The 22,099-nt window shown below is 35.5% G+C and carries 27 protein-coding genes and 1 pseudogene; 18 read left to right on the top strand and 10 right to left on the bottom strand.

Features of this window, described 5'->3' with window-relative positions:
• Positions 1-92: 92 nt before the first annotated feature.
• Together FG384_RS08610 and FG384_RS08605 are read right to left on the bottom strand one after the other, a co-directional pair.
• Positions 93-743: a lytic transglycosylase domain-containing protein gene (locus FG384_RS08610; RefSeq protein WP_142642191.1), complete on the bottom strand. Its 651-nt coding sequence runs from the start codon at positions 741-743 to the stop codon at positions 93-95.
• Positions 744-749: 6 nt separating this feature from the next.
• On the bottom strand, positions 750-1,325 hold the full coding sequence (locus FG384_RS08605) for a CYTH domain-containing protein (RefSeq protein ID WP_142642190.1): 576 nt from the start codon (positions 1,323-1,325) through the stop codon (positions 750-752).
• 100 nt (positions 1,326-1,425) lie between these two features.
• Between FG384_RS08605 and FG384_RS08600 the strand changes: the two genes are divergently transcribed.
• The 6 genes from FG384_RS08600 to FG384_RS08575 all read left to right on the top strand — a co-directional run bounded on the left by FG384_RS08600 (position 1,426) and on the right by FG384_RS08575 (position 6,253).
• A complete protein-coding gene (locus FG384_RS08600; protein ID WP_142642189.1) occupies positions 1,426-1,809 on the top strand; it encodes a UPF0738 family protein in 384 nt (127 codons plus the stop codon).
• Positions 1,810-1,841: 32 nt separating this feature from the next.
• Positions 1,842-2,519 carry a GTP diphosphokinase gene (gene yjbM / locus FG384_RS08595; protein ID WP_142642188.1) on the top strand — a complete coding sequence of 226 codons (678 nt, stop codon included), beginning with the start codon at positions 1,842-1,844 and terminating at the stop codon, positions 2,517-2,519.
• Positions 2,516-3,322: an NAD kinase gene (locus tag FG384_RS08590; RefSeq protein WP_142642187.1), complete on the top strand. Its 807-nt coding sequence runs from the start codon at positions 2,516-2,518 to the stop codon at positions 3,320-3,322. Before yjbM ends, FG384_RS08590 begins: the two co-directional genes overlap by 4 nt.
• Positions 3,319-4,236: an RluA family pseudouridine synthase gene (locus FG384_RS08585; RefSeq protein ID WP_142642186.1), complete on the top strand. Its 918-nt coding sequence runs from the start codon at positions 3,319-3,321 to the stop codon at positions 4,234-4,236. The genes FG384_RS08590 and FG384_RS08585 overlap by 4 nt, the downstream gene beginning before the upstream one ends.
• A gap of 224 nt (positions 4,237-4,460) precedes the next feature.
• Positions 4,461-5,816 (top strand): magnesium transporter, encoded by a 1,356-nt coding sequence (mgtE, locus tag FG384_RS08580; protein WP_142642250.1) that lies wholly within the window; start codon positions 4,461-4,463, stop codon positions 5,814-5,816.
• Positions 5,817-5,875: 59 nt separating this feature from the next.
• Positions 5,876-6,253 (top strand): hypothetical protein, encoded by a 378-nt coding sequence (locus tag FG384_RS08575; RefSeq protein ID WP_142642185.1) that lies wholly within the window; start codon positions 5,876-5,878, stop codon positions 6,251-6,253.
• A 933-nt stretch (positions 6,254-7,186) separates the two neighbouring features.
• On the opposite strand, the gene FG384_RS08570 is transcribed toward FG384_RS08575, so the two are convergent.
• Positions 7,187-7,699 carry a CotY/CotZ family spore coat protein gene (locus FG384_RS08570; protein WP_142642184.1) on the bottom strand — a complete coding sequence of 171 codons (513 nt, stop codon included), beginning with the start codon at positions 7,697-7,699 and terminating at the stop codon, positions 7,187-7,189.
• Positions 7,700-7,832: 133 nt separating this feature from the next.
• Between FG384_RS08570 and FG384_RS08565 the strand changes: the two genes are divergently transcribed.
• The 7 genes from FG384_RS08565 to FG384_RS08535 all read left to right on the top strand — a co-directional run bounded on the left by FG384_RS08565 (position 7,833) and on the right by FG384_RS08535 (position 10,945).
• On the top strand, positions 7,833-8,222 hold the full coding sequence (locus FG384_RS08565) for a YhcN/YlaJ family sporulation lipoprotein (protein WP_142642183.1): 390 nt from the start codon (positions 7,833-7,835) through the stop codon (positions 8,220-8,222).
• Positions 8,222-8,677 (top strand): stage V sporulation protein AC, encoded by a 456-nt coding sequence (gene spoVAC, locus FG384_RS08560; RefSeq protein WP_142642182.1) that lies wholly within the window; start codon positions 8,222-8,224, stop codon positions 8,675-8,677. The genes FG384_RS08565 and spoVAC overlap by 1 nt, the downstream gene beginning before the upstream one ends.
• Complete coding sequence (locus tag FG384_RS08555) at positions 8,671-9,678, top strand: stage V sporulation protein AD (RefSeq protein ID WP_142642181.1); 1,008 nt, start codon at positions 8,671-8,673, stop codon at positions 9,676-9,678. Before spoVAC ends, FG384_RS08555 begins: the two co-directional genes overlap by 7 nt.
• Before the next feature lies 1 nt (position 9,679).
• Positions 9,680-10,045 carry a stage V sporulation protein AE gene (gene spoVAE / locus FG384_RS08550; protein WP_142642180.1) on the top strand — a complete coding sequence of 122 codons (366 nt, stop codon included), beginning with the start codon at positions 9,680-9,682 and terminating at the stop codon, positions 10,043-10,045.
• A 67-nt stretch (positions 10,046-10,112) separates the two neighbouring features.
• Positions 10,113-10,256 (top strand): YjcZ family sporulation protein, encoded by a 144-nt coding sequence (locus FG384_RS08545; RefSeq protein ID WP_142642179.1) that lies wholly within the window; start codon positions 10,113-10,115, stop codon positions 10,254-10,256.
• Positions 10,257-10,289: 33 nt separating this feature from the next.
• Entirely contained in the window at positions 10,290-10,535 is a 246-nt protein-coding gene (locus tag FG384_RS08540; RefSeq protein ID WP_142642178.1) for a stage VI sporulation protein F, read from the top strand.
• A 104-nt stretch (positions 10,536-10,639) separates the two neighbouring features.
• Positions 10,640-10,945, top strand: coding sequence for a hypothetical protein (locus FG384_RS08535; RefSeq protein WP_142642177.1), 306 nt, complete (start codon positions 10,640-10,642; stop codon positions 10,943-10,945).
• 70 nt (positions 10,946-11,015) lie between these two features.
• Here the strand turns inward: FG384_RS08535 and FG384_RS08530 are convergent, their stop codons facing one another.
• From FG384_RS08530 to FG384_RS08520, 3 genes are read right to left on the bottom strand one after another with little or no spacing between them, the layout of a single operon-like run.
• Positions 11,016-11,444, bottom strand: a complete 429-nt coding sequence (locus tag FG384_RS08530; RefSeq protein WP_142642176.1) for a GNAT family N-acetyltransferase — start codon at positions 11,442-11,444, stop codon at positions 11,016-11,018.
• A 3-nt stretch (positions 11,445-11,447) separates the two neighbouring features.
• Complete coding sequence (locus FG384_RS08525) at positions 11,448-11,963, bottom strand: YjcG family protein (RefSeq protein WP_142642175.1); 516 nt, start codon at positions 11,961-11,963, stop codon at positions 11,448-11,450.
• A 60-nt stretch (positions 11,964-12,023) separates the two neighbouring features.
• Positions 12,024-12,746 (bottom strand): alpha/beta hydrolase, encoded by a 723-nt coding sequence (locus tag FG384_RS08520; RefSeq protein WP_142642174.1) that lies wholly within the window; start codon positions 12,744-12,746, stop codon positions 12,024-12,026.
• A gap of 101 nt (positions 12,747-12,847) precedes the next feature.
• Here FG384_RS08520 and FG384_RS08515 point away from each other — a divergent pair, with 101 nt between their 5' ends.
• The gene (locus FG384_RS08515) at positions 12,848-13,432 is read left to right on the top strand and encodes a phosphatidylglycerophosphatase A family protein (RefSeq protein ID WP_142642173.1); all 585 of its coding nucleotides are present in this window, start codon (positions 12,848-12,850) and stop codon (positions 13,430-13,432) included.
• 54 nt (positions 13,433-13,486) lie between these two features.
• On the opposite strand, the gene FG384_RS08510 is transcribed toward FG384_RS08515, so the two are convergent.
• The 3 genes and pseudogenes from FG384_RS08510 to FG384_RS08505 form a co-directional block, all read right to left on the bottom strand.
• Positions 13,487-14,853 (bottom strand): IS3 family transposase gene (locus FG384_RS08510; RefSeq protein WP_142642172.1). Its coding sequence is split into 2 segments (ribosomal slippage): positions 13,487-14,355 and positions 14,355-14,853, totalling 1,368 coding nucleotides; the frame shifts between segments, so codons are not numbered across the junction.
• Positions 14,854-15,201: 348 nt separating this feature from the next.
• Positions 15,202-15,258: pseudogene (locus tag FG384_RS20510) on the bottom strand (hypothetical protein); the annotation flags it as partial.
• 14 nt (positions 15,259-15,272) lie between these two features.
• Positions 15,273-15,860 (bottom strand): thermonuclease family protein, encoded by a 588-nt coding sequence (locus tag FG384_RS08505; protein WP_166462413.1) that lies wholly within the window; start codon positions 15,858-15,860, stop codon positions 15,273-15,275.
• 44 nt (positions 15,861-15,904) lie between these two features.
• Between FG384_RS08505 and FG384_RS08500 the strand changes: the two genes are divergently transcribed.
• On the top strand, positions 15,905-16,750 hold the full coding sequence (locus tag FG384_RS08500) for a DNA-3-methyladenine glycosylase family protein (protein ID WP_142642249.1): 846 nt from the start codon (positions 15,905-15,907) through the stop codon (positions 16,748-16,750).
• Positions 16,751-16,806: 56 nt separating this feature from the next.
• Here FG384_RS08500 and FG384_RS19780 read toward each other — a convergent pair whose 3' ends face one another.
• On the bottom strand, positions 16,807-16,953 hold the full coding sequence (locus tag FG384_RS19780; RefSeq protein ID WP_166462412.1) for a hypothetical protein: 147 nt from the start codon (positions 16,951-16,953) through the stop codon (positions 16,807-16,809).
• Between the two features lie 321 nt (positions 16,954-17,274).
• Between FG384_RS19780 and FG384_RS08495 the strand changes: the two genes are divergently transcribed.
• From FG384_RS08495 to FG384_RS08485, 3 genes are all read left to right on the top strand, one after another.
• Entirely contained in the window at positions 17,275-18,663 is a 1,389-nt protein-coding gene (locus FG384_RS08495) for an aldehyde dehydrogenase (RefSeq protein ID WP_142642171.1), read from the top strand.
• A 177-nt stretch (positions 18,664-18,840) separates the two neighbouring features.
• Positions 18,841-19,890: a M42 family metallopeptidase gene (locus tag FG384_RS08490; RefSeq protein WP_142642170.1), complete on the top strand. Its 1,050-nt coding sequence runs from the start codon at positions 18,841-18,843 to the stop codon at positions 19,888-19,890.
• A 136-nt stretch (positions 19,891-20,026) separates the two neighbouring features.
• The gene (locus tag FG384_RS08485) at positions 20,027-21,601 is read left to right on the top strand and encodes a peptide chain release factor 3 (RefSeq protein WP_142642169.1); all 1,575 of its coding nucleotides are present in this window, start codon (positions 20,027-20,029) and stop codon (positions 21,599-21,601) included.
• Positions 21,602-22,099: the final 498 nt, after the last annotated feature.

The raw sequence follows: 22,099 nt of genomic DNA, 5'->3' as shown, positions 1-22,099 counted from the left end.
CTTCGAATATCTCAAACAATTAGACTGGCTTCAAAATTAGAGCAAAAAACGACCAGTTTAATGGCCGCTTGAATATTGTTTCCTAGTAATTCTTATGCTTGAAAGTAATTCATTACTTTTCGTACGTAATCTTGTGTTTCTTTGTATGGTGGGATACCGTCATATTTTTTGACAGCACCTGGTCCAGCATTGTAAGCAGCTAGTGCTGTTTCAATATTACCATCGAATTGATTTAGCATTTGTCGTAAATACTTTGCTCCACCCATAATGTTTTCTTCTGGGTCAAAAATATTGTTAATACCTAAATATTTCGCAGTACCAGGCATAATCTGCATTAATCCCGATGCACCAGCTGTACTAATAGCAGAAGCATTAAAGCCAGACTCTTGCTTTATGACTGACGAAATTAGCTTTTCTGGTAAGTTGAACTTTTCTGATGCTCTTTGAATAATCTCATCATAATTAGAAGATAATCCTGTTTTAGATGAAAAAGAAGTAATAGCATTTGTAAAACTTCCATTTTGAAAATTTATATTCGATGGAATGAATACTGGTGAGTTTCCACTGTAAATTAGGGAAGACTCATTATACAAAGAAGACGAATCTTCATTAACATGGAGTACTTCTCCAAGTAACTCTGAGAACAAAGAAGAGTTATTAGAGTTACTTGGAGAGCTTTGCAACGATCCTAAAGTTTGCATTGCATTTATTTCCATTAGTGTTTTCAATGATTGAATATCCACTTGGTATCAACCTTTCAACGAATTATTATAGTTTACAAGTCGTGCGATTTTTTTATCGGTATGTCTTACGGGAATTTTATAGGTATCTAATAAATGCGAAAAAACCATTTTCCCATTTTCGACATCGTTACACTCATATTCTAACTCAAAATCTTCTGTATTACTATAAATGGAGTGATCAAAAAATAACATACCATTGTCAAATGATAATTGGGCACGTTTTGTTTTCATACTACCGATACAGATGAGAGGTCCTTTTTCTTCCGTTTGTTCGAGAAAGGAAACAGAAGGGAACTTAAGATTATGTATGATCGCATCTCTTTCTATATCGGTTACAAGTTGAGTTGTTTCATGCATAATATGCTCTTGTTCTGGAATTTTTAGTGTTAATTCATTTCTATTTGGTAATACTCGCAAACGAAAGCCCATTTTTTTTTCTTTAAAATAGTTATTTGGTGTGTCAAAATAATAGTTTGTTTGTGTAAAGAAATCTTTTTGAGTTAATTGAAAATGAGTTAATAATTGATTAAATTCTTCTTTCGTGAGCAAGTTTTTAAATTCAATTTCTTTTTCTTTATGCATTATTTCACGACCTTTCTTATTATTTCTATTATAGACAGTTTGCAACGGTATTCAATATGATAAAATAGTGGAAGAATGGATAGAAAGGAAAGATTTTATTTTGCCTATTACGTTTAATGTGCACAGTGGAGTGCAATTAGAGAATGATATACGTTTTATTTTAGATGAGGTTCCAACAAATATACATATAGCAGCAGGAGGTCAAATGATTACTGATTCCGATACGCTAGCTTTTGTCTATCTATTAGAAGATGAGACAGGCTATCATTACGTGAAGTTCGGTCAAGCAGTTTGGCCACTACTAGTGAGCACATTAAAAGCTACAGAGGATCCAACATTACAATTTGGAGAAGTAGAATTAACACTACATAAGTTTAGAGAAGAGCTTGAAATGCTAATATTCAATATTGAAGGAAATGATAACTATGGTGCTGAATTTTCAAAAGCAGTAGAAGAGGCATTCAGTGAAATTCTAATGCAATAGAAAAAGTCATGTGAAGTGGAGGTGACGCGCGTATGGGGCAATGGGAACGTTTTCTAGAGCCGTACAAGCAAGCAGTTTCTGAGTTGAAAATAAAGCTAAAAGGGATGCGTACACAATTTGAAATTGAAAATACGAACTCGCCTATCGAATTTGTCACTGGGCGAGTAAAACCATTAGCGAGTATTTATGATAAATCTCTTGGAAAAGGAATTGTATTCGAGCCTTCCGATACGTTAGCAAAAGAAATTCCGGATATTGCCGGGTTACGAATGATGTGCCAGTTTGTCGACGATATTGAAACTGTAGTGGAAATGTTAAGAGCAAGAAAAGATATAAGAGTAGTGGAAGAAAGAGATTATATATCAAATAAAAAACAAAGTGGATATAGATCCTATCATATGATAATTGAGTACCCTGTCCAAACAATACATGGCGAAATCAATATATTGGCCGAAATACAAATTCGTACACTTGCGATGAACTTTTGGGCTTCGATTGAGCATTCCTTGAATTATAAATATAAAGGCGTATTTCCAGAAGAAATAAAAAAAAGGTTACAGTATGCAGCAGAAGCAGCATTTCGGTTAGACGAGGAAATGTCGTTAATACGTGGTGAAATACAAGAAGCACAAAAATACTTTAGTGCTAACAAAGAGCTTTCCACCCCAAGAATACATGGTCACACGGAAGAGAGGCATCGCCAACGATGAAATTTTTCATACAATCTCGAAATGATAAATTATCAAATAATTTAATGGAAAGTGCTAAATCGTACTTAGTGGATTTTGGGCTTGAGTTGGATGAAGAGAATCCTGATATCGTTTTATCCATCGGAGGAGATGGAACGCTCTTACATGCATTCCATAAGTATAAGCATAGAACATCATCTGTTGCATTTGTCGGAATTCATACGGGACATTTAGGTTTTTATGCAGATTGGAAGCCTTCAGAAATAGAAAAATTGGTCATTAGCATTGCAAAAAAAGAATACGAAGTAATAGAATATCCGCTCCTTGAAGTGACTATTAACTATCGACACGGCGAAGATAGCTCCAAATACCTCGCAGTAAACGAGTCAACTGTCAAATCTCCAGACGTAACATTAGTTATGGATGTGGAGTTGAATGGAAGTCATTTTGAACGCTTTAGAGGGGACGGACTGTGTATGTCCACCCCATCAGGTAGCACTGCTTACAATAAGGCATTAGGTGGTGCAATTGTGCATCCTTCGCTAGAAGCAATGCAACTTGCAGAAATTGCGTCTATAAACAATCGAGTATTTCGTACCGTTGGAGCGCCTTTAGTTTTGCCAAAACATCATTCTTGCTTATTAAAGCCTGTCAAGGGGCCGGACTTTATGGTAACAGTTGATCATTTGCAGTTACTGCATAAAGATGTGCAATCTATCATGTACAGAGTTGCGAATGAAAAAATACGTTTTGCACGTTTTAGATCGTTTCCATTTTGGAAAAGAGTGCATGATTCCTTTATAGATAGTGATCTAGAAAAATGAACTCCAATCCAATATCTTTGTCTTTTGAAATAAAAGAACAACAAGTATTAAGAGATGCAATAAAACAATACGGAATTTCCAAAAAAGCATTAACAAGTATTAAATATGAAGGTGGAAAAATTCTCGTCAACGGGGAGGAAAAAACGGTTCGTCATCTTTTAAAAATAGGAGACGTAGTGTCCGTCATTTTCCCGAAAGAAAGAAAAAGTGAGGGATTAATTGCTGAAAAAGGAGAGTTTCCAATTCTTTTTGAGGATGAACATATATTAATACTTTCCAAAAAAGCTGGGATTAGTACAATTCCTTCGAGGGAACATCCACATGGAACAATTGCAAACTACGTAGCTGGGCATTTAGAAGAAAGAGGTTTGATGACGACTGTTCATATTGTTACTCGATTAGACAAGGATACTTCTGGAGTTATTTGTATAGCGAAGCATCGTCATGCTCATCATTTATTAAGCGAAATGCAAAAATCAGGAGATATTTTTCGGACATATGAAGCGATTGTACATGGCCATCTTTTAGAAGATAACTTTACAATAGATGCACCAATTGGACGTAAAGATGGCAGTATTATAGAAAGAATTATTTCGTCAGAAGGGAAGCATGCTAAGACCACTGTACAAGTACTTGAGAGATTTTCGTTCCAAGGGGAGGAAATTTCCCATGTAAGACTAAAGTTGCATACAGGGAGGACTCATCAAATAAGAGTACATATGATGTCTATAGGTCACCCATTAATAGGAGATGATCTATACGGTGGTAGTCTCTTGTTAATGGATAGACAAGCACTTCATGCGAAGGAATTGAAATTTCTTCATCCTTTTACAAACGAAACAATTCATATTGAGGCACCATTTCCTAAAGATATGAACGAAATTTTGTATAAATACCCACGATTATTACCTTGATAATAGGTGATAATCGTGGGCCTTTTTATTATATAGGATTAATAAAGTTTCAAGGTGTGATTTCCCGGGAAATAATAGGATGGAGATTCGCGAGGAAACACACAATATAGTAGTTGCTTAATAATAATAAACCACATACAATAAGAAAAGTGTTAGGAACTGAGAGTATGTAAAGTATATACTTGTACAAACCGCTGAAAGGAGGGGTATACGTGAAAGAAGAAATGAATCAACTTGCACTAGACGAATCCCAGTTAATAGAGTTTTTAAGTAATGATTTAATGGACGAATTTAGAGAAGAATTTATGCAGCTTCACCCATATGACCAATCGTTATTTTTTGAAAAGGTGGAGCCAGATATACGTAAAAAAATCTTTCACTATCTCTCTCCTAAGGAAATGGCGGAGTTATTTGAAGCGACAAAATTTGATGATGAGCAATATGAATTTTATTTGAAAGAAATGGATACGACATACGCTGCTGATATGCTTTCCTATATGTATGCAGATAATGCCGTTGATGTATTAAATGAATTAGGAAAAGACCAAGTAGCCAGTTATTTAAGCATAATGGATGAGGAGTCTGCTCAAGAGATTAAAGATCTTCTACATTATGATGAGTATACTGCTGGATCAATTATGACAACAGAATATGTAGCAATTCCAGAAACATCTACTTGTCGTTCTGCAATGACTATTTTAAGAAAAGAAGCACCGAATGCGGAAACTGTATATTACTTATTTGTCGTAAATGAATTACACCAGCTTACTGGGGTAATTTCGCTACGTGATTTAATCATAGCAGAAGAAGATACTTTGATAAAAGATATTATGAATGAACGAGTTGTAAGTATATTAGTAAGTGAGGATCAGGAAGAAGTTGCCCGAACGATAAAAGACTATAATTTCTTAGCTGTACCTGTTGTTGATTTTGAACAGCATCTTTTAGGAATTGTTACGGTCGATGATATTATTGACGTTTTAGATGAAGAAGCATCGGATGATTATTCTAAACTTGCAGGGGTTGCTCATATGGATACTTTTGATAAAAGTCCATTTCAGGCAGCGAAAAAAAGGTTACCATGGCTAATTATTTTGTTATTTTTAGGAATGTTGACAGCAAATTTAATGAGTATCTTTGAAAAAACGTTAGATCAAGTAGCTTTGCTCGCAGTTTTTATTCCCCTAATAGCAGGGACTGCTGGAAATAGTGGTACACAAGCTTTAGCTGTTGCAATAAGAGGAATTGCAACTGGTGATATTGAAGAGGAAAGCAAATTTAAATTATTGTTTAGAGAAGCTGGAACTGGGTTAACTACTGGTCTGCTATGTGGAATAATTGTAGTAGGAATTGTTTTCTTTTGGAAGCATGATATAGTAATTGGATTACTAGTTGGAGCAGCCATTTTTGGCTCCATTTTTGTTGCGACACTTGCAGGTTCATTTATACCTTTGTTAATCCATCGGATGAAGATAGACCCTGCTGTTGCATCCGGTCCTTTTATTACAACTATTAATGATGTTATAAGTATTTTAATCTACCTCGGTTTAGCGACATTGTTTATCTCTTCTATATCTTAAATAGGCTTTTGCACATTTTCAATGAAATGAGCATAAATTAAAGGAAAAAGGATGTGTCTGTGAATTCTTTTAATGATCCTTTACTTTATATAAAAGGTCCACCAGTTTTTCATTTGCCACCTAACTATAAGAGAGATGTAGAAATAGATGTCCAAGAAAAAGAGCGAGAAGAGAGCACTTCAATCTATGAAATACGTTCTAACATGTCTAATAAGACAATCGCCATATTAGAAAAGTTAAATTTTTTAGTAAAACCATTTCAACGAAAAGTATATAGACCACTTGTATTTCATATAGAAGGTGGGATACATGTCCCTGGAGAAGTAGAAAAAGTAGATGATGAATTCGTCACTTTTTTGGTTGGACCAGAAGAAAAAATTACTTACCGAGTGGATCAAGTGGAAAAAATAGTATGGCGCGGAGTAGAAATGAAGTAAAGAATAATAGCTTAAATGCATGAATTAATTCCGTCAAAAGAGAAAAAACTATCCTTATTAATTTAATTGCACCCAGATTGTTAGTATGAAGCTAACAGTTAGGGGTGCAATTAAAAAGGATAGTTTTTTTATTGCATAGAAAATGAAAAATCAGGACTTTTGGATTTTCGACAAAGCGTTTCTAAGTCCATACTCCAGCATCGCAGAAGAACTTGCCTGTTGGTTACTTACTTTGTTCTTCGGTGTTTTCGGTATGCTTTGGACAGGTTTATCGCGATTTCGGAGAGAGGAAACATCTATTTCGTCTAAACATTAAAGCTAATTCTTAAGTGAATACGAGGGCGCTTGGCTTTTGTTCAAAGATAAGAAAGGTAATTAGATGTTGCCAGATGAGGTTGTCCAATATTTAAATACATAAAAAATCGTTGAAACGGCTCCCTTTCCGCGGACGTTGCCTCAGTCTCCTCGTTTCGCTGCGGGGTCTTCGACTAACGTTATTCCCGCAGGAGTGTCGCCTTTATCAACGATTTTCTTGAAATGAAAAAGTATTTATTCTAAAAACAGACAGTTTTTCAGTGCCCTCGCTTCGCTCCGTGCGGGGGCTGGTCTGTCTCGCTCGCCAGGTAGATAGTATCTATTCTTTCATTAACCTAAGCAATAGCCAATCTGACTCCAACCGTTTCAAGCGGGCACGGACAAACGACAGCCATAGGATTACCGAAGAAGAGTGACGGGAAGTGGATTGCCACTTCTCGTCACTCTTAAAACTTATCCGGTAATAAGATGGCCGACATGCTGTCCAAAGCACGCTAGAAACGATGAAGGCAAGATGCATTTAAATTGCGTTTGCGGATTTTATTTTCTTTGTAAAATTGCACAATAAAACCGTCCGGGACATTCCCGAACGGAGTAGACACTGCAAGGTTGAAACGATCAGTCACATACATCTAAAAATACATCAGCAATACATTCGATTGCACAGAAACAATTTAAATCTACCGTAATACAGCTACCAGTCAATGCAAAATTACGCACTTTGCAAATTTGTCGTAAGTCGATTTTTGTTCCATCTGCGTTCAATAAATCAACTTCTTTTCTTTGCGCATCAAGTGGTTCTAGTACTCGTAAGGTAGCGCAACAGCTGTCGAAAATATCTTCCACTCGGAAAAAGACTGAGAAACAATCATTATCGCATCTGTCTCGATCTCTGTAAAATGCTTTAAAAGGTGTTCCATCTTCTGTTAAAAGCATAAATACACGTGTATCAGCTTGGTTTCGAGAGGGACTAACAAGACCGCCAAGAGGTTCTAAAAAACAGTTTGTAGGACATGGGGGACAATCCGAAGTCGCTTGGTCTTGAATATCTTTAATTGCACGTACGACATCACAAACGCAACGTCCAGTTCTTCTTACGTCCGTAATATCTTCAATTCTTCCACAACCCATTACATTTCACCTCCTCTTTACCTATCTCTAATTTATGTAACTATCCATTTGGTGTAAGGGCAAATATCTCAATTGACTTTCGTATATTTCTTTTTTCGAAGCTCATACTAACTCGAAAAGGAGCGAGAATCCTATGAAAAATGCTATATATATACTTCTGCTTTGCTTCTTAACGGCTTGTTCCAATGAAGTAAATGAAGCAATTTATCCTGAAAACGATTCATCTGAAATAAAACAAGTATTAAATAATTATGATTCGGTAAAGGGTTACAGCAGTGTTACAGACAAAAATGATGTTCTCGTTGCAATTGATATACGCAGAATGAGTAGGTTTAATAAAGAAAAAATTGAAAAAAAAATATCCAAAAAGTTAGAGGAAAAGTTTCCTGATAAGGAAGTCCTAGTGACAAGTGATTTAAAGATACGGTGGGAAGTTGAAAAAATAATCGAGCAAAGTATGCAAGAAGATGAAATGACAAAGTCGATTAAAAAAATAAAATCATTATCAAAGGAAGAGACCTAATGGAACAGAAGCAATTCGATAAAATTGTCGATCAACAAACTCCTAAGACACCGTTATTTGTAAATATGTTAAAAGCATTTTTAGTTGGAGGAATCATTTGTACAATAGGTCAACTGATTACATTTTTCTATATCCGCTTCTTTCCCTTTACCGAAAGAACAGCTGCAAATCCAACGGTAGCAACAATGGTTTTTATCGCGATGATATTAACGGGTACTGGACTATATAAAAAGATTTCGCAAATCGGTGGTGCTGGATCAGCAGTTCCAGTAACTGGTTTTGGAAATGCTGTTATTTCAGCTTCCATTGAACATAAACCGGAAGGGTATGTATTAGGTATTGGTGGTAATATGTTCAAGTTAGCTGGTTCCGTTATCGTATTTGGAGTTGTTTCAGCTTTTTTTGTTGCTCTAATTAAAACAATTTTAGTGAAATTGGGAGTGGTCTCATGGTGAACACATATGGAACAATACAATTTATGGCAAAGCCAAGTATAGCGAGCACAGGTGTTGTGGTTGGTCCAGTAGAAAAAGAAAGTTCTTTTGCAGAAGAGTTTGATGAAATTCTTCCATTAGAGAATGAAAAAGATGAAACATTTGAACGGGCAAATACACGTTTTATTGAAAAGGCTTGTGAAGTAACCATCCGTAAAGCACACGAGCAAATGGAAAACATCGATGTATTTATTGGAGGAGATTTAATCAATCAACTTTCTCCAACAAACTTTGCCGCACGTCAATTATCTATTCCTTTTCTAGGTGTCTTCTCTGCTTGTGCAAGTTCAATGGAATCTGTTATTCTTGGTAGTCTTCTATTGGAATCCGGAAATGCACGATCGGTTATAGCAGGAGCCTCAAGTCATCACCCAGCAGTAGAAAGACAGTTTAGATATCCATTGGAATATGGATCTCAAAAACCTGGAACTGCTCAATGGACAGTAACTGCTGCTGGATATGCGTTATTACAAAAACAAGCAAAAAATGCACCGATTATTACACATGCAACAATTGGAAGAGTAGTGGATGGCGGTCAAACAGATCCTTTACATATGGGAGCTGCAATGGCACCAGCAGCAAGAGATACTATTGAAAGACATTTAACGAATACTAACAGTAGGATGGCGGATTATGACGTTATTATGACAGGTGATTTAGGAAAGATAGGACTATCGATATTAAAGGAAATGTTTCAAGATGAAGATAGTGGTGTGATATTACAAGATGCTGGTGCGCAATTTTATGGAGAAAAATCATTTTATAATGCAGGAGCGAGTGGTGCAGGTTGTTCTGCAGCAGTTTTTTTTAGTTACGTGTATAACCAATTAAAAAATGGTGTATTTAATCGTGTATTGCTTGTTGCAACAGGAGCCTTATTATCACCACTAACTTTTCAACAAGGTGAAACAATCCCTTGCATAGCTCACGCCATTGAATGCCGTATGGAAAAGAGGGGATAAAATGATTTCATCATTAATTACTTCATTTGTTGTTGGTGGTCTCATATGTGTAGTTGGTCAAATATTAATGGATGTATTTAAACTTACGCCAGCACATACACTTAGTACACTTGTTGTGAGTGGATCAATTTTAGATGGTTTTGGGCTGTATGAGCCGCTAATTGACTTTGCAGGTGCTGGAGCTACAATTCCTATAACTTCGTTCGGAAATTCTCTTACCCATGGAGCTTTAGCTGAAGCAGAAAAGCACGGTCTTATTGGGGTATTAACAGGAATGTTCGAAGTAACGAGCTCTGGTATTAGTGCAGCAATAATATTTGGGGTAATAGGAGCTTTTATTTTTCAAAATTCAAAAACTACTTATTAGTTGATTCGCCCTTTTTTCAGTTCCCCATCCGCATACTATAAGTTGAAGATGAGAGGAGGGAAAGAGTATGTACGGCTACTGTGGTGGAGGATATCCTGGCTATGGCGGGGGCTATGACTGCGGTTATGGCGGAAATAAAAGTTCAACATTTGTACTAATCGTTGTTTTATTTATTTTATTAATTATTGTAGGAGCTAGCTTTCTCCATTAATCCAAAATATTGATAATGTGAGGGAGAGAGTAAATGCAAAATTCATTTTTTAAAGCAATTGAAAATAAAACTGGTGTATCAATGGAAGAACTTTTTACGCTTGCCAATGCCATCTCGTATGCTGATTTTACGGATGAAAAACAAGTTCGTAAAATTGTTCGAAAAGTTGGCAAGCTAGCAAATAAACCAGTATCTAAAGAATTAGAAGATCAACTTACGAATTCTATATTGCAAAAAGGTAGTTCGTTAAGTTTATCAGACATCGAAAAATTGATGTAATCTGAATATTCAACAAAATATTATTTTGCCGATGTTAAAAGTGATAAGTTTCATGCAATGAAGCATAGGGTATAGAGTGTTAAAACAAGCAGGAGGTGGAGAAAATGGGTTACATCATTCCAGTTCAACCGATCCAGTCACAAAATTATGCGAATCGTATGCTAATGGATGATTATAATTTTGCTTATATCAATAATGTAAATGGAATAAGAATGAAATCAAATTTTGATAAACATCTTGAGCAACAAGAACAGAAATTCGAGAAGAGCCAAGAAAAGCAATTATTGGACTCAAAAGAACCATCTATCCTTCCTTTGTTTAAAAGCTTTATTCAACCAAACCCGGTAAATTTATCACCGAAAGTCGCAGAAATCAGTCGCAAAGGAAATATTATTAACTTGTATATATGACCAGTAACTAAAAATAAAACCGTTAATGGAAAAATAAATTCCACTAACGGTTTTTCTTATTGATATATTATTAAAAATTTTTCTCCATTGCACGATGTGGAATTCCAGCTTCTAAAAATTCAGGAGACGTAATCGTATAATTTCTTTTTTCATAAAATGGTATAGCATGGCTTTGAGCATTTAGCTTTAATTTTTGAAAACCATTTGCTTGTGCGTGATCTTCCATACATTGCATCATTAAGTTGCCATGATTTTTACCTCTGTAAGATGGAAGTATGCAAACACGCTCGATTTTTCCAATAGAAGGTTCAATTGTTCGAATTCTCCCTGCACCAAATGGAGTATCACCATCGTATGCGACAAAATGTTTAGCGTCTTGGTCAAACTCATCTAATTCCAAGTGTAGCGGAACATCTTGTTCTTCAACAAATACTTTTCTTCTAATGAAAATAGCATCTTGATATTCTTTTTCTGTTCCTACAATTTTTGCGTTAACCAATTATTATTCAGCTCCAGACAATCTAAATGTTTCGTAAACAGTCCAAGAACCATCTTCTAATTGATAAAGTAAATGAAGTCTGTCAATTTCTTCTTCGAATTCTGCACCAATCATCTTTAGTTGAGGATAAATATCATCATGTTCGCTAGAATTCATTTTTTGTGCAATCGTAATATGAGGAACAAACGCGTAATTTTCACTATCGTTCAGTTCTATAGCATTTAAATCTTTACGTAAAGCTAGTAATTCATCAGTTGGCTCTACCTTAAAGTAAATAGCATTTGTCACTGGAGCAAATGAACTAACCTTGGAAGTTTTCAAAATAAATGGTTTATGACCTCTCACAACTTCGTCCACTTTTCGTGCGATTGTTTTGATTTCATTTTCGTCTGCCTCAAATACACCTTTAATAGTCATATGTGGTGTAATAAGTGCGTAATGCGGGTCATAACGCTTTCTATAGGAGTTAGCAAAATCCTGTACCTTCTTCGATGGGAAAGCAACAATACCGTATTTCATTTTTAATTACCTCCTCATAAATTTTCTACGGATCACATAACCATTATAACAAAAAAACATCTATAAACTGAAATTGTTTAATAGTGATCGCTTCATATCTGGTTGCCAAAGCTTCCAAGTATGGTCTCCGTTTAATTCGTCATAAAACGTAGAAAAACCTTTATTTAATAATAAATTATGCAATTTTCTATTTGGGGTGATGAAATCGGTTAATAATCCATCTCCTGTTTTGACAGCTGTTTCACCTTTGCCAATTACATGATATAGAGAAAATGCATGTACTTCTTTATGATTCTCTACTTGATCTAATACATACTCATTCACAAGTGGGGAATGTAGTATTAATTTTCCAAAAGTATTTGGGTATTGAAGTGCAGTAAGTAAGGAAACTGTAGCAGCTAGTGAGTCACCAATTAATGCACGTCCCATTCCAATTTGATAAGTCGGATAATTAGCATCTATGTAAGGTACAAGTTCCTGTGCAAGGAAACGTATGTATGATTGATGCTTCTGTCCATCAGGGTGATACTTTTCTCTTCGATCTGGAACGTTTTTATATGGTACACCTACAATAATTAGGTTTTCAATTTCGTTTTGTTCGTATAATTCATCTGCAACTCGAGAAATTCGTCCTAATTGAAAATAATCTTTCCCGTCATTTGCGATAAGGACAGAGTACTTATACAATGGAGAATAATTTGGTGGTAAATAAATTAGCAATTGCATCTCTTCTTGCAATGCTTCGCTAAAAAGCGTCAGATCTTGTACAACTCCTTTGTTCATCGTGAACCTCCTACTAATAATCATGTTGTATAGAAATTGTAACATATACATGAACAGAGGTATAATAAACACTAATCAGTAAGATAAAGGGGATAATAAAATTGGATAGAGGGACATCAAGAGTACATTCAAGAGCCGTTGAAAAAGCTGCAAATGATGCATTATTACGAAGAGGTGTTACGATAGAGGAAATTGCAAAAATTGTTTATGAAATGCAAATTCCATACAATAAAGGACTCACAATTGAACATTGTGTGGAATCCATAAAGAGTGTCTTGAAAAAAAGAGAAATGCAGCATGCAATTTTAGTTGGAATAGAATTGGATGAACTCGCTGAAAAGAAAATGTTATCAGAACCGCTTCAACAATTAGTAGAGTCAGATGAAGGATTATTCGGCGTAGATGAAACGATTGCATTAGGTTCCGTTTACACGTATGGAAGTATTGCTGTTACAACATTTGGGCACTTAGATAAAAATAAAATAGGTTTAATTTCAAAACTTGATACGAAATCGGGAAATGGAGTGCATACATTTTTAGATGATTTAGTTGGTAGCATTGCTGCAAGTGCTGCTTCAAGATTAGCACATCGCACGAGAGATTTGGAAGAAGCGAACGAAACGTTTGAAGACATACCGCCTGAAGATACTGCACCTGAAGCTAATATTACAGGTGTAAGAACATAAAAAAAGTGAAAATCCCATGAGGCTGAACTGACCCAATAAAGTTAGACAAATAATTTAGGCAGCTTCTAAGATCTGTGTTCGGTATTCTACCGGGCTCAGATCTTTTAATTTTACCTTCATTCGCTTGTGATTATAATAATCCATATATTCTTCTAATTCCTTTTCAAAATGCGCCATGCTCTCAAACTCTTGTAAATAAAGCAGTTCAGACTTTAATAGGCCAAAGAAATTTTCAATGACTGCGTTATCTAAACAGTTCCCTTTACGAGACATACTCTGTGTAATTTGATGTGCTTGTAATGTCTGTTGATATTTTTTCATTTGATAATGCCAGCCTTGATCGGAATGAAGGATGACTTCGTCTCCTGGCTGGAGGCGCTGAACAGCTTCGTCTAACATATCTCCTACAAGTTGGTAGACCGGTCGATTCATGACTTTATATGCGATAATTTCCCCATTACACAAATCAAGAACAGGTGACAGATAACGTTTTTCTCCGAATAGATGGAATTCAGTCACGTCTGTTACCCATTTTTGATTCATTTTCTCTGCCTTAAAATCACGTTGTAGTACATTAGGAGCGATTTTCCCAACGTTTCCTTTATAAGAGCGATACTTCTTCATACGGACCTCACATTTTAAACCAATTTCATTCATCAAGCGGTTGATGGTCTTCGGGTCATGAGTAAAACCGTATTTCTGCAGTTCTTTCGCGATGCGACGGTAACCATAACGACCCTTATGTTCGTGATAAATGATCTTAATGGCTTCTTTTACCGCTTCATATTTATCGACTTGATCCAATCGTTTTTCCCAGTAGTAATAAGTACTGCGTGGAATGTCAGCGACCTCAACTAAATCCACGACCTCATATTGTCCCTTTAGTTCAACAATTACTTGCGCTTTGATCTTGTTTGTAATTTTTCCTGCGTCTGAACTAAAGCGTTTAACTTTTTTAAATAAGCATTTTCCATTTCTAAACGCTCGACTTTCGCTTGTAGAGCTTCGACTGAGTCTTCTGCTAGAGTGGATGTTGGTGATATAATTTTCTTCGTTTCTTTTTTCATGGATGGACGCCCCTTTTTCTTTGGTTCAAGCGCGTCCATTCCTTTTGTCTTAAGCAACTGTTCCCACTTATACACGGTACTAGGGGAAGAAATATTAAATGTGCTTGCGGTTTCTCGAAGAGACGCACCAGTTTTGATCATAAAATTGAGTACGTCTAGTTTAAACGCTGATGAGTAACTTGTATAGTCGTCTTTCTGAAAACCATGTTCACCTTGTGCTTCAAACAGTTTTACCCAAGTAATGACTTGAGATTTAGCTGCGCCAATGCTTTCTGCAATAGTTTTATAGCTTTGGTTTCCAGTTAAATAGCGTTCCACCGCTTGTAATTTAACTTCTACTGTATATTTAGACATAAAAACACCCCGTAAATGTTAGTTGATGTCTAACATTTACGGGGCAGTTCAGGCTCATGGGATTTTCTTGTTATTACGTTCATTTAACGAACTGATAACGCGCAAGTCGTTTTAAATTATCTATCAAATAGTCGTTAAGAGTTTTTATCGCTTTGGCATTTGCTTTCCGCGGGCGAGCGACGAGCCTCCTTCTTCGTGCGGGGTCTCGTCTGTCTCGCTTTCCCGCAGGAAAGACACTGGCCGAACTTTATTTGGCCAGTGTCTTTGCAGTGACGAGGAGACTGAAGCCATGTCCACGAAAAGCGTCCGTCGTAGCGAAAAACCATGGTATTTCTACGTTTACTCTTCTTATTCTCCAAATTTTTTAAATCCAGCTTGAACTGCTTCTTGTTCGGTACAAAACCACTTCTCAGGATTGGTTACTTCATAATATTTTCCACCGACTTATTTGTCCGATTATTTGATTTTGAAATAGCAGAGGCATCAAATCCACGATTAGTAACGTAGTCATCTGTCTCCCACACACCAATTTGTTCAACTTTTGCAGTGTCCGAAGCTTTCTCAAAATTATCTAAGTATCTTGTGTTTGGGGGAAATACATATGCAACTCGTGCTAATCCTTCCTCAAGTAGTGTTTCTTGAACACTTACACCATCTACGTAAATATATGCAAGCATTCGGCCATAGTCATCGAATCGATTACCAACATCAAATTCAATCGTTACATTTCCGCTATTCAGAAGTTCTTTGTTTCGAACTTTTGCATCTTCTCCAAAAGGTTGTTTGCCAAGTGTTTTATGGTTTGTTTCCGGAGTATCGATAAGTAAATATCGAACTTTTTCAATGTTTCCATTATAATTTATTTTAATTGTATCTCCGTCGATTACTTCAACAACTTCTATTGGTACCTGGTTCGTTGTACCACTTGTTTTTGTAATCTCGCTTGTAGGAACTGATTCACAACCAAAAAGGAAGAGTAGCCCTAATATTAGAAACCATTTTTTCATCATCATCACCAATAGTATTTTAGCACATGATAAAAGGAGCGAAAATATTGACACAGACGATTGAATTACCATTTGCATATAGATTTGACGACGCAATTGCAAGACTTGCTTTGGATCCTCTAAATGCAGTAAATGTAAACGAGCAATCAATTAAAATTCCGTTAGATAATTCGATCATTACAATACAAAGTATTGGGTCTTTTGAAGAGCCTAAATTTAATCTAATAGGAATTAAAACGGCCGAACAGCTAGAACGTATATCATCCATTTTTCATTTTGATCGTAGTTTAGAACCAGTTAATGCCCATTTTGCTAATACCAATTTAAAGGAACTGTTTGTTAAATTTGAAGGAACTCCTATCATTACAGATTTTTCCTTATACGCAAATCTTATAAAAAGTATTATTCACCAACAGTTAAATCTTTCATTTGCCAGAACATTAACGGAACGATTTGTGCAAGCTTTTGGAAAACAAGTGGATAGCGTATGGTTATATCCAGATGCAGATAAAATCGCTTTGTTAGATGTAGAAACACTTCGAAGCATGCAATTTAGTACAAGAAAAGCAGAGTATATTATCGGTATATCAAAAGTAATTGCAGAAGGGGAGTTGAATTTGAAATCCCTCTCCAATGAATCAGATGAAACGATTATTCATACACTCATAAAATATCGAGGAATAGGTCCATGGACAGCAGAAAGCTTTTTATTATTTGGACTTGGTAGAGAAAATTTATTTCCAACTGCTGATATTGGACTTCAAAACTCATTAAAACAAATTTGGAAACTGGAGAGCAAACCATCCAAAGAAGAAATCACAATGCATTTCTCCACATGGTCCCCATATCTTAGTTACGCTGCATTATATTTATGGAGAAATATCGAATAAAAAATCAGCTTTCCTGTCACTTTTCTAGGAAAGCTGATCTTATGTAGAAAGTCTATTCAATTATTGGGCTCCGTTTCGTCTTGATTTTCTGTGAAATATAAAAATGCTTCTTCGTTTAATTCAGATAATCGTTCTTTGTTAATTCCCATTGCAATTGCACCAGTAAAAATAGGTTCCCACCAAGTAGTTTCTGTTTCAGTCATGTTATTTCCTCCTTTATTTTCCGATATCCATTTGATCATTGTATACCCTAACAAATTTCAGTAATAAACTTATTGTTTGAAAAATGAATCAATAATCATAAAGCAAAAATAAGACTTATAGACTAATGGAGTGGAAAGTGTAAAAAAAGAATTTCTCTCTACAGTTAAGAGTATTTCCACATTTCGTGTCATTCATGTATTTAAAAAGAAAGAAGTTTTAACATTCGTTTCTTTGAAGGTAATATTCTTCCCTATATAAGAAAAAAAATGTATGATTTTCTTAAGAAAAAGGTCGATTATAACAATAAGGAGATGCTTATTATGAATTTTTCAGCGGAACAATTGGATAAAATAATAGAGGAAAACCAAACATTTTTTTATTCAGGAGTAACTAGAACTGCCAAATTTCGAATAGAACAACTGGATAATTTGAAAAATACGATAAAAAAGTATGAAAAAGAAGTCATTCAAGCATTGCATGATGATTTACGAAAAAGTGAATTTGAAGCATATACTACTGAGATAGGACTTGTCTATGAAAGTATTTCATTTATGAAGAAAAATTTGGAAAAATGGATGGAGCCAAAGCAAGTAAAAACACCAATTGCTTTAATGCCTTCTAAAAGTTTTATCGTCCATGATCCATATGGTACGGTTCTAATCATTGGACCTTTCAATTATCCATTTCAACTAGTGATAGAACCACTTCTTGGTGCCATATGTGGTGGAAATTGTGCAATCATTAAACCATCTGAAATAACTCCAAATACGACAAAAGTGATAAAAAGAATTATAGAGGAAACATTTGATCAACGTTATATTCGTGTATTGGAAGGTGAAAAGGAAGAAACGTCCTTATTAATCAATGCACCTTTTGATTTTATCTTTTTCACCGGTAGTGTAAAAGTTGGAAAAATTGTCATGAGAGCGGCCTCTGAACGACTAACACCTATAGCACTAGAACTTGGAGGAAAGAGTCCAGTTATTGTAGATCATACTGCAAATTTAGAAATGGCTGCAAAACGTATAGTTTGGGGTAAATTAGTAAATGCAGGTCAAACTTGCATTGCACCAGATTATATTTTAGTAGAAGAAAATGTAAAAGTGAAATTTATCGAACATTTAAAAGAAACGATTCATCAATTTTATGGGAAATCAATTCAAGACAGTGTTGATCTCGGTAGGATTGTAAGTGAGAGTCATTTTAGTCGTTTAGAAGAAATGCTGGAAAAAGAAAAGGATCATATTATATTTGGAGGAAGTACAGATAGGAATGATTTATATATAGAGCCAACTATACTTGATGGAGTAAATTTCTCTAGTCCATCAATGGAGGAAGAAATTTTCGGACCAATCCTACCGATTATTTCCTACAAAGATTTACCAACTATCATTCGTCAAATTCGTAAATTACCAAAGCCTCTAGCTGCCTATATGTTTAGTGAACATGAAAGAGCACAAAGTTACTTTTTACAGGAATTCTCTTTTGGTGGAGGGTGTATTAACGATACAATTTCTCATGCGGGGAGTGCATTCTTACCGTTTGGAGGAGTAGGCAATTCAGGACACCGAGCCTATCATGGAGAATCTAGCTTTACATTATTTACTCATCAAAAATCGATACTTAAAAAGAACACTAAATTACCTGTCAATATAGTCTTCCCACCATATAAAAACAAAGTGAAACTTGTAAGAGGTCTTCTAAAATAACTTTACAAACATCCGCGAATCTTACAAGTTTGTGGATGTTTATTATTTTTGAGAAAGTTTAGTAGAAAAAGTATTAATTAGTAATCAGAAGCACCTGAACCTACTATAATTAGTTCTGTATGAAAATATTAATTTTTGATAAGATAGAATAATGGAATAAAAGGAGGACGCAACAATATGACATTTACTTTTAATGCTAAAGAGACGGTTTCATTACTAAAGAGCTTAGTGGAAACACCAAGTCCATCAGGTTATACAAAAGAGATAATGGATTTTATGGAGAAGATTTTAATGGATCTTCAAGTACCATATCAACGAACAAATAAAGGTGCTTTAATCGCTACGATTAAAGGAGAAGATGATTCAAAGCATCGTTTATTAACTGCACATACAGATACTCTCGGGGCAATGGTTAAAGAAGTGAAAGCAAGTGGAAGATTAAAACTAACAATGGTTGGAGGCTACAACTGGAATGCTGTTGAAGGTGAGTACTGCACAATTCATACAGCGAGTGGTAAAAAAATTCGCGGTACAATTCTTATGCATCAAACATCTGTACATGTTTATAAAAATGCAAGCGGACTAGCACGAGATGAAAATAACATCGAAGTTCGGATTGATGAAAAAGTAACAAATGCAGAAGGAACACGTCTGTTAGGAATTGAAGTAGGAGACTTTGTTTCATTTGATCCTCGCTTTGAAGAAACGGAATCAGGTTTTATCAAATCTCGTCATCTGGATGACAAAGCAAGCACTGCTTTATTACTTCAATTAATTAAATCGATTCAAGAAAATAATATTGTACTACCAAATACGACTCATTTTTATATTTCAAATAATGAAGAAATCGGATACGGTGGAAACTCTAATATTCCGGAGCAAACAGTGGAGTACATTGCAGTTGATATGGGAGCTATTGGGGATGGTCAAACATCCGATGAATATACAGTATCTATTTGTGCAAAAGATTCCTCAGGACCTTATCATTATGAGTTGACTCGACAATTAGTAGAACTTGCTAAGAAGGAAAATATTGATTATAAGTTAGATATTTATCCGTTTTATGGTTCAGATGCATCGGCTGCAATTCGAGCTGGATTTGATGTGAAACATGCGTTATTTGGTCCAGGAATAGAAGCGTCTCATGCATATGAAAGAACACATGTTGAGTCGTTAGAACATACTGCTAATCTTTTGTATGCATATGTAACCTCCAAAATGTCTTAATCTACATTTTGAAAGAATCAGCAACAGATTTTGTGATTAAATTCGCAAAATTACCGTTGACTGATTCTTTTTTACTTGTATTTTCGCGCTTGAATCCATATGATAAAAAAGTAAATAAGAAGGAGATACTCAAAATATGGACTTAAAAATAAAAGATGAAATACTAAAACGAAGAACTTTTGCAATTATTTCCCATCCAGATGCTGGTAAAACAACTATTACAGAAAAGCTTTTATACTTTGGTGGAGCAATTCGTGATGCAGGAACAGTAAAAGGAAAAAAAACAGGGAAATTTGCAACATCGGACTGGATGGAAATCGAAAAGCAACGTGGTATTTCGGTTACATCTTCTGTCATGCAATTTGATTTTAATAATTGTCGAATTAACATTTTGGATACTCCAGGGCATCAGGATTTCAGTGAAGATACGTATCGTACGCTTATGGCTGTAGATAGCGCTGTTATGATTGTCGATGCTGCTAAAGGAATCGAAGCACAAACTTTAAAACTATTTAAAGTATGTCGAATGAGAGGGATTCCGATTTTCACGTTTATTAATAAACTCGACCGTCAAGGAAAAGAACCATTGGAACTGATGGAAGAACTAGAAGAAGTGTTAGGAATCCAGTCATATGCTATGAATTGGCCTATTGGTATGGGGAAAGAGTTTTTAGGAATCTATGATCGTTTTAATAACCGAATTGAACAATTCCGTACAGAAGAAGAAGAAAGATACCTGCCCTTAGATGAAGACGGTGAACTAGCAGTTGATCATCCAATGAAAAAAACTTCCTATTATACGCAGGCAATGGAAGACATTATGCTGTTAAATGAAGCAGGTAATGACTTTGACAAAGAAAAAGTACTTTCAGGAGATCTAACACCTGTATTCTTTGGAAGCGCATTGACGAATTTCGGGGTACAAACATTTTTAGAGACTTACTTACAATTTGCTCCAACTCCACAGCCACGTAATGCAGATAATGGCGAAGTGGTAGATCCATTAACAGAAGAATTTTCTGGTTTCATCTTTAAAATTCAAGCGAATATGAACCCTGCTCACCGAGATCGTATTGCTTTCGTCCGTATCGTATCTGGTAAGTTCGAAAGAGGAATGAATGTCACGCTTGCTCGTACTGGGAAAAATTTCAAAGTAACGCAATCTACTCAATTTTTAGCAGATGATCGTGAAACTGTAGATGTTGCAGTAGCGGGTGATATCATTGGTCTATATGACGTTGGAAATTATCAAATAGGCGATACTGTAGTTGGAGGAAAAAAAGCATTTAATTATGAAAAACTTCCTCAATTTACTCCAGAACTATTCGTTAAAGTAACTGCCAAAAACGTATTGAAGTCTAAGCATTTCCATAAAGGTATTTTACAATTAGTACAAGAAGGTGCTATTCAATATTATAAGACTCTCCATACAGAAGAAGTTATTTTAGGAGCAGTAGGACAGCTACAATTTGAAGTATTTGAGCACCGTATGAAAAATGAATACAATGTAGAAGTACGTATGGAGCCAATTGGTTCAAAAGTAGCTCGATGGATTGAAAATGAAGAAGACGTAAAAGAATCGATGACAGGTCCAAGAAGTATGCTAGTGCGAGACCGTTACGATCAATATGTTTTCTTATTTGAAAATGAATTCGCTACAAGATGGTTCCAAGATAAATACGAACACATAAAACTATATAATCTTCTTTAATTCAAAAGAGGTCATCTTGTTCAATCAGATGACCTCTTTAATTTATAGCTACACAAGTGCCAATTGTATACTCTATATGCAAATTCATCCCAAATCGAAAGTTCCTTCCGGTTATGCGCAAGTTCCCACTCGCTAATCGCAAATTCCAAGATTGTATCTGCAAATGTAAAGACTCTATGTGCAAATTAAAGCGTGTCAAACGCAAATTCAGTCCAAAGCGCAAGTTCTCACCCGTTAAGCGCAAATTCCAAGCCCATATGCGCAAGTTCAAAGCTCGTATGTGCAAATTCAAAGACTCTATGCGCAAGTTCACCCAAACGCAAAGTCAGCCCTAATCGCAAGTACCCAGCCGCTAAGCGCAAATTCCAAGCCCACATCCGCAAATCCAATATTCTGTATCCGCTATTACTCTCGTGAGCTCGTCCTGTTTATCTTTTTTCGTATTTGAACTCTTGGGAGCTAGGGCATATGATAGAAGTAGCAAATTAGAAGGTGGAA

This window comes from Psychrobacillus vulpis, from assembly GCF_006861825.1.
Lineage (GTDB): Bacteria > Bacillota > Bacilli > Bacillales_A > Planococcaceae > Psychrobacillus > Psychrobacillus vulpis.
This window is presented reverse-complemented; position numbering and strand designations above follow the sequence as displayed.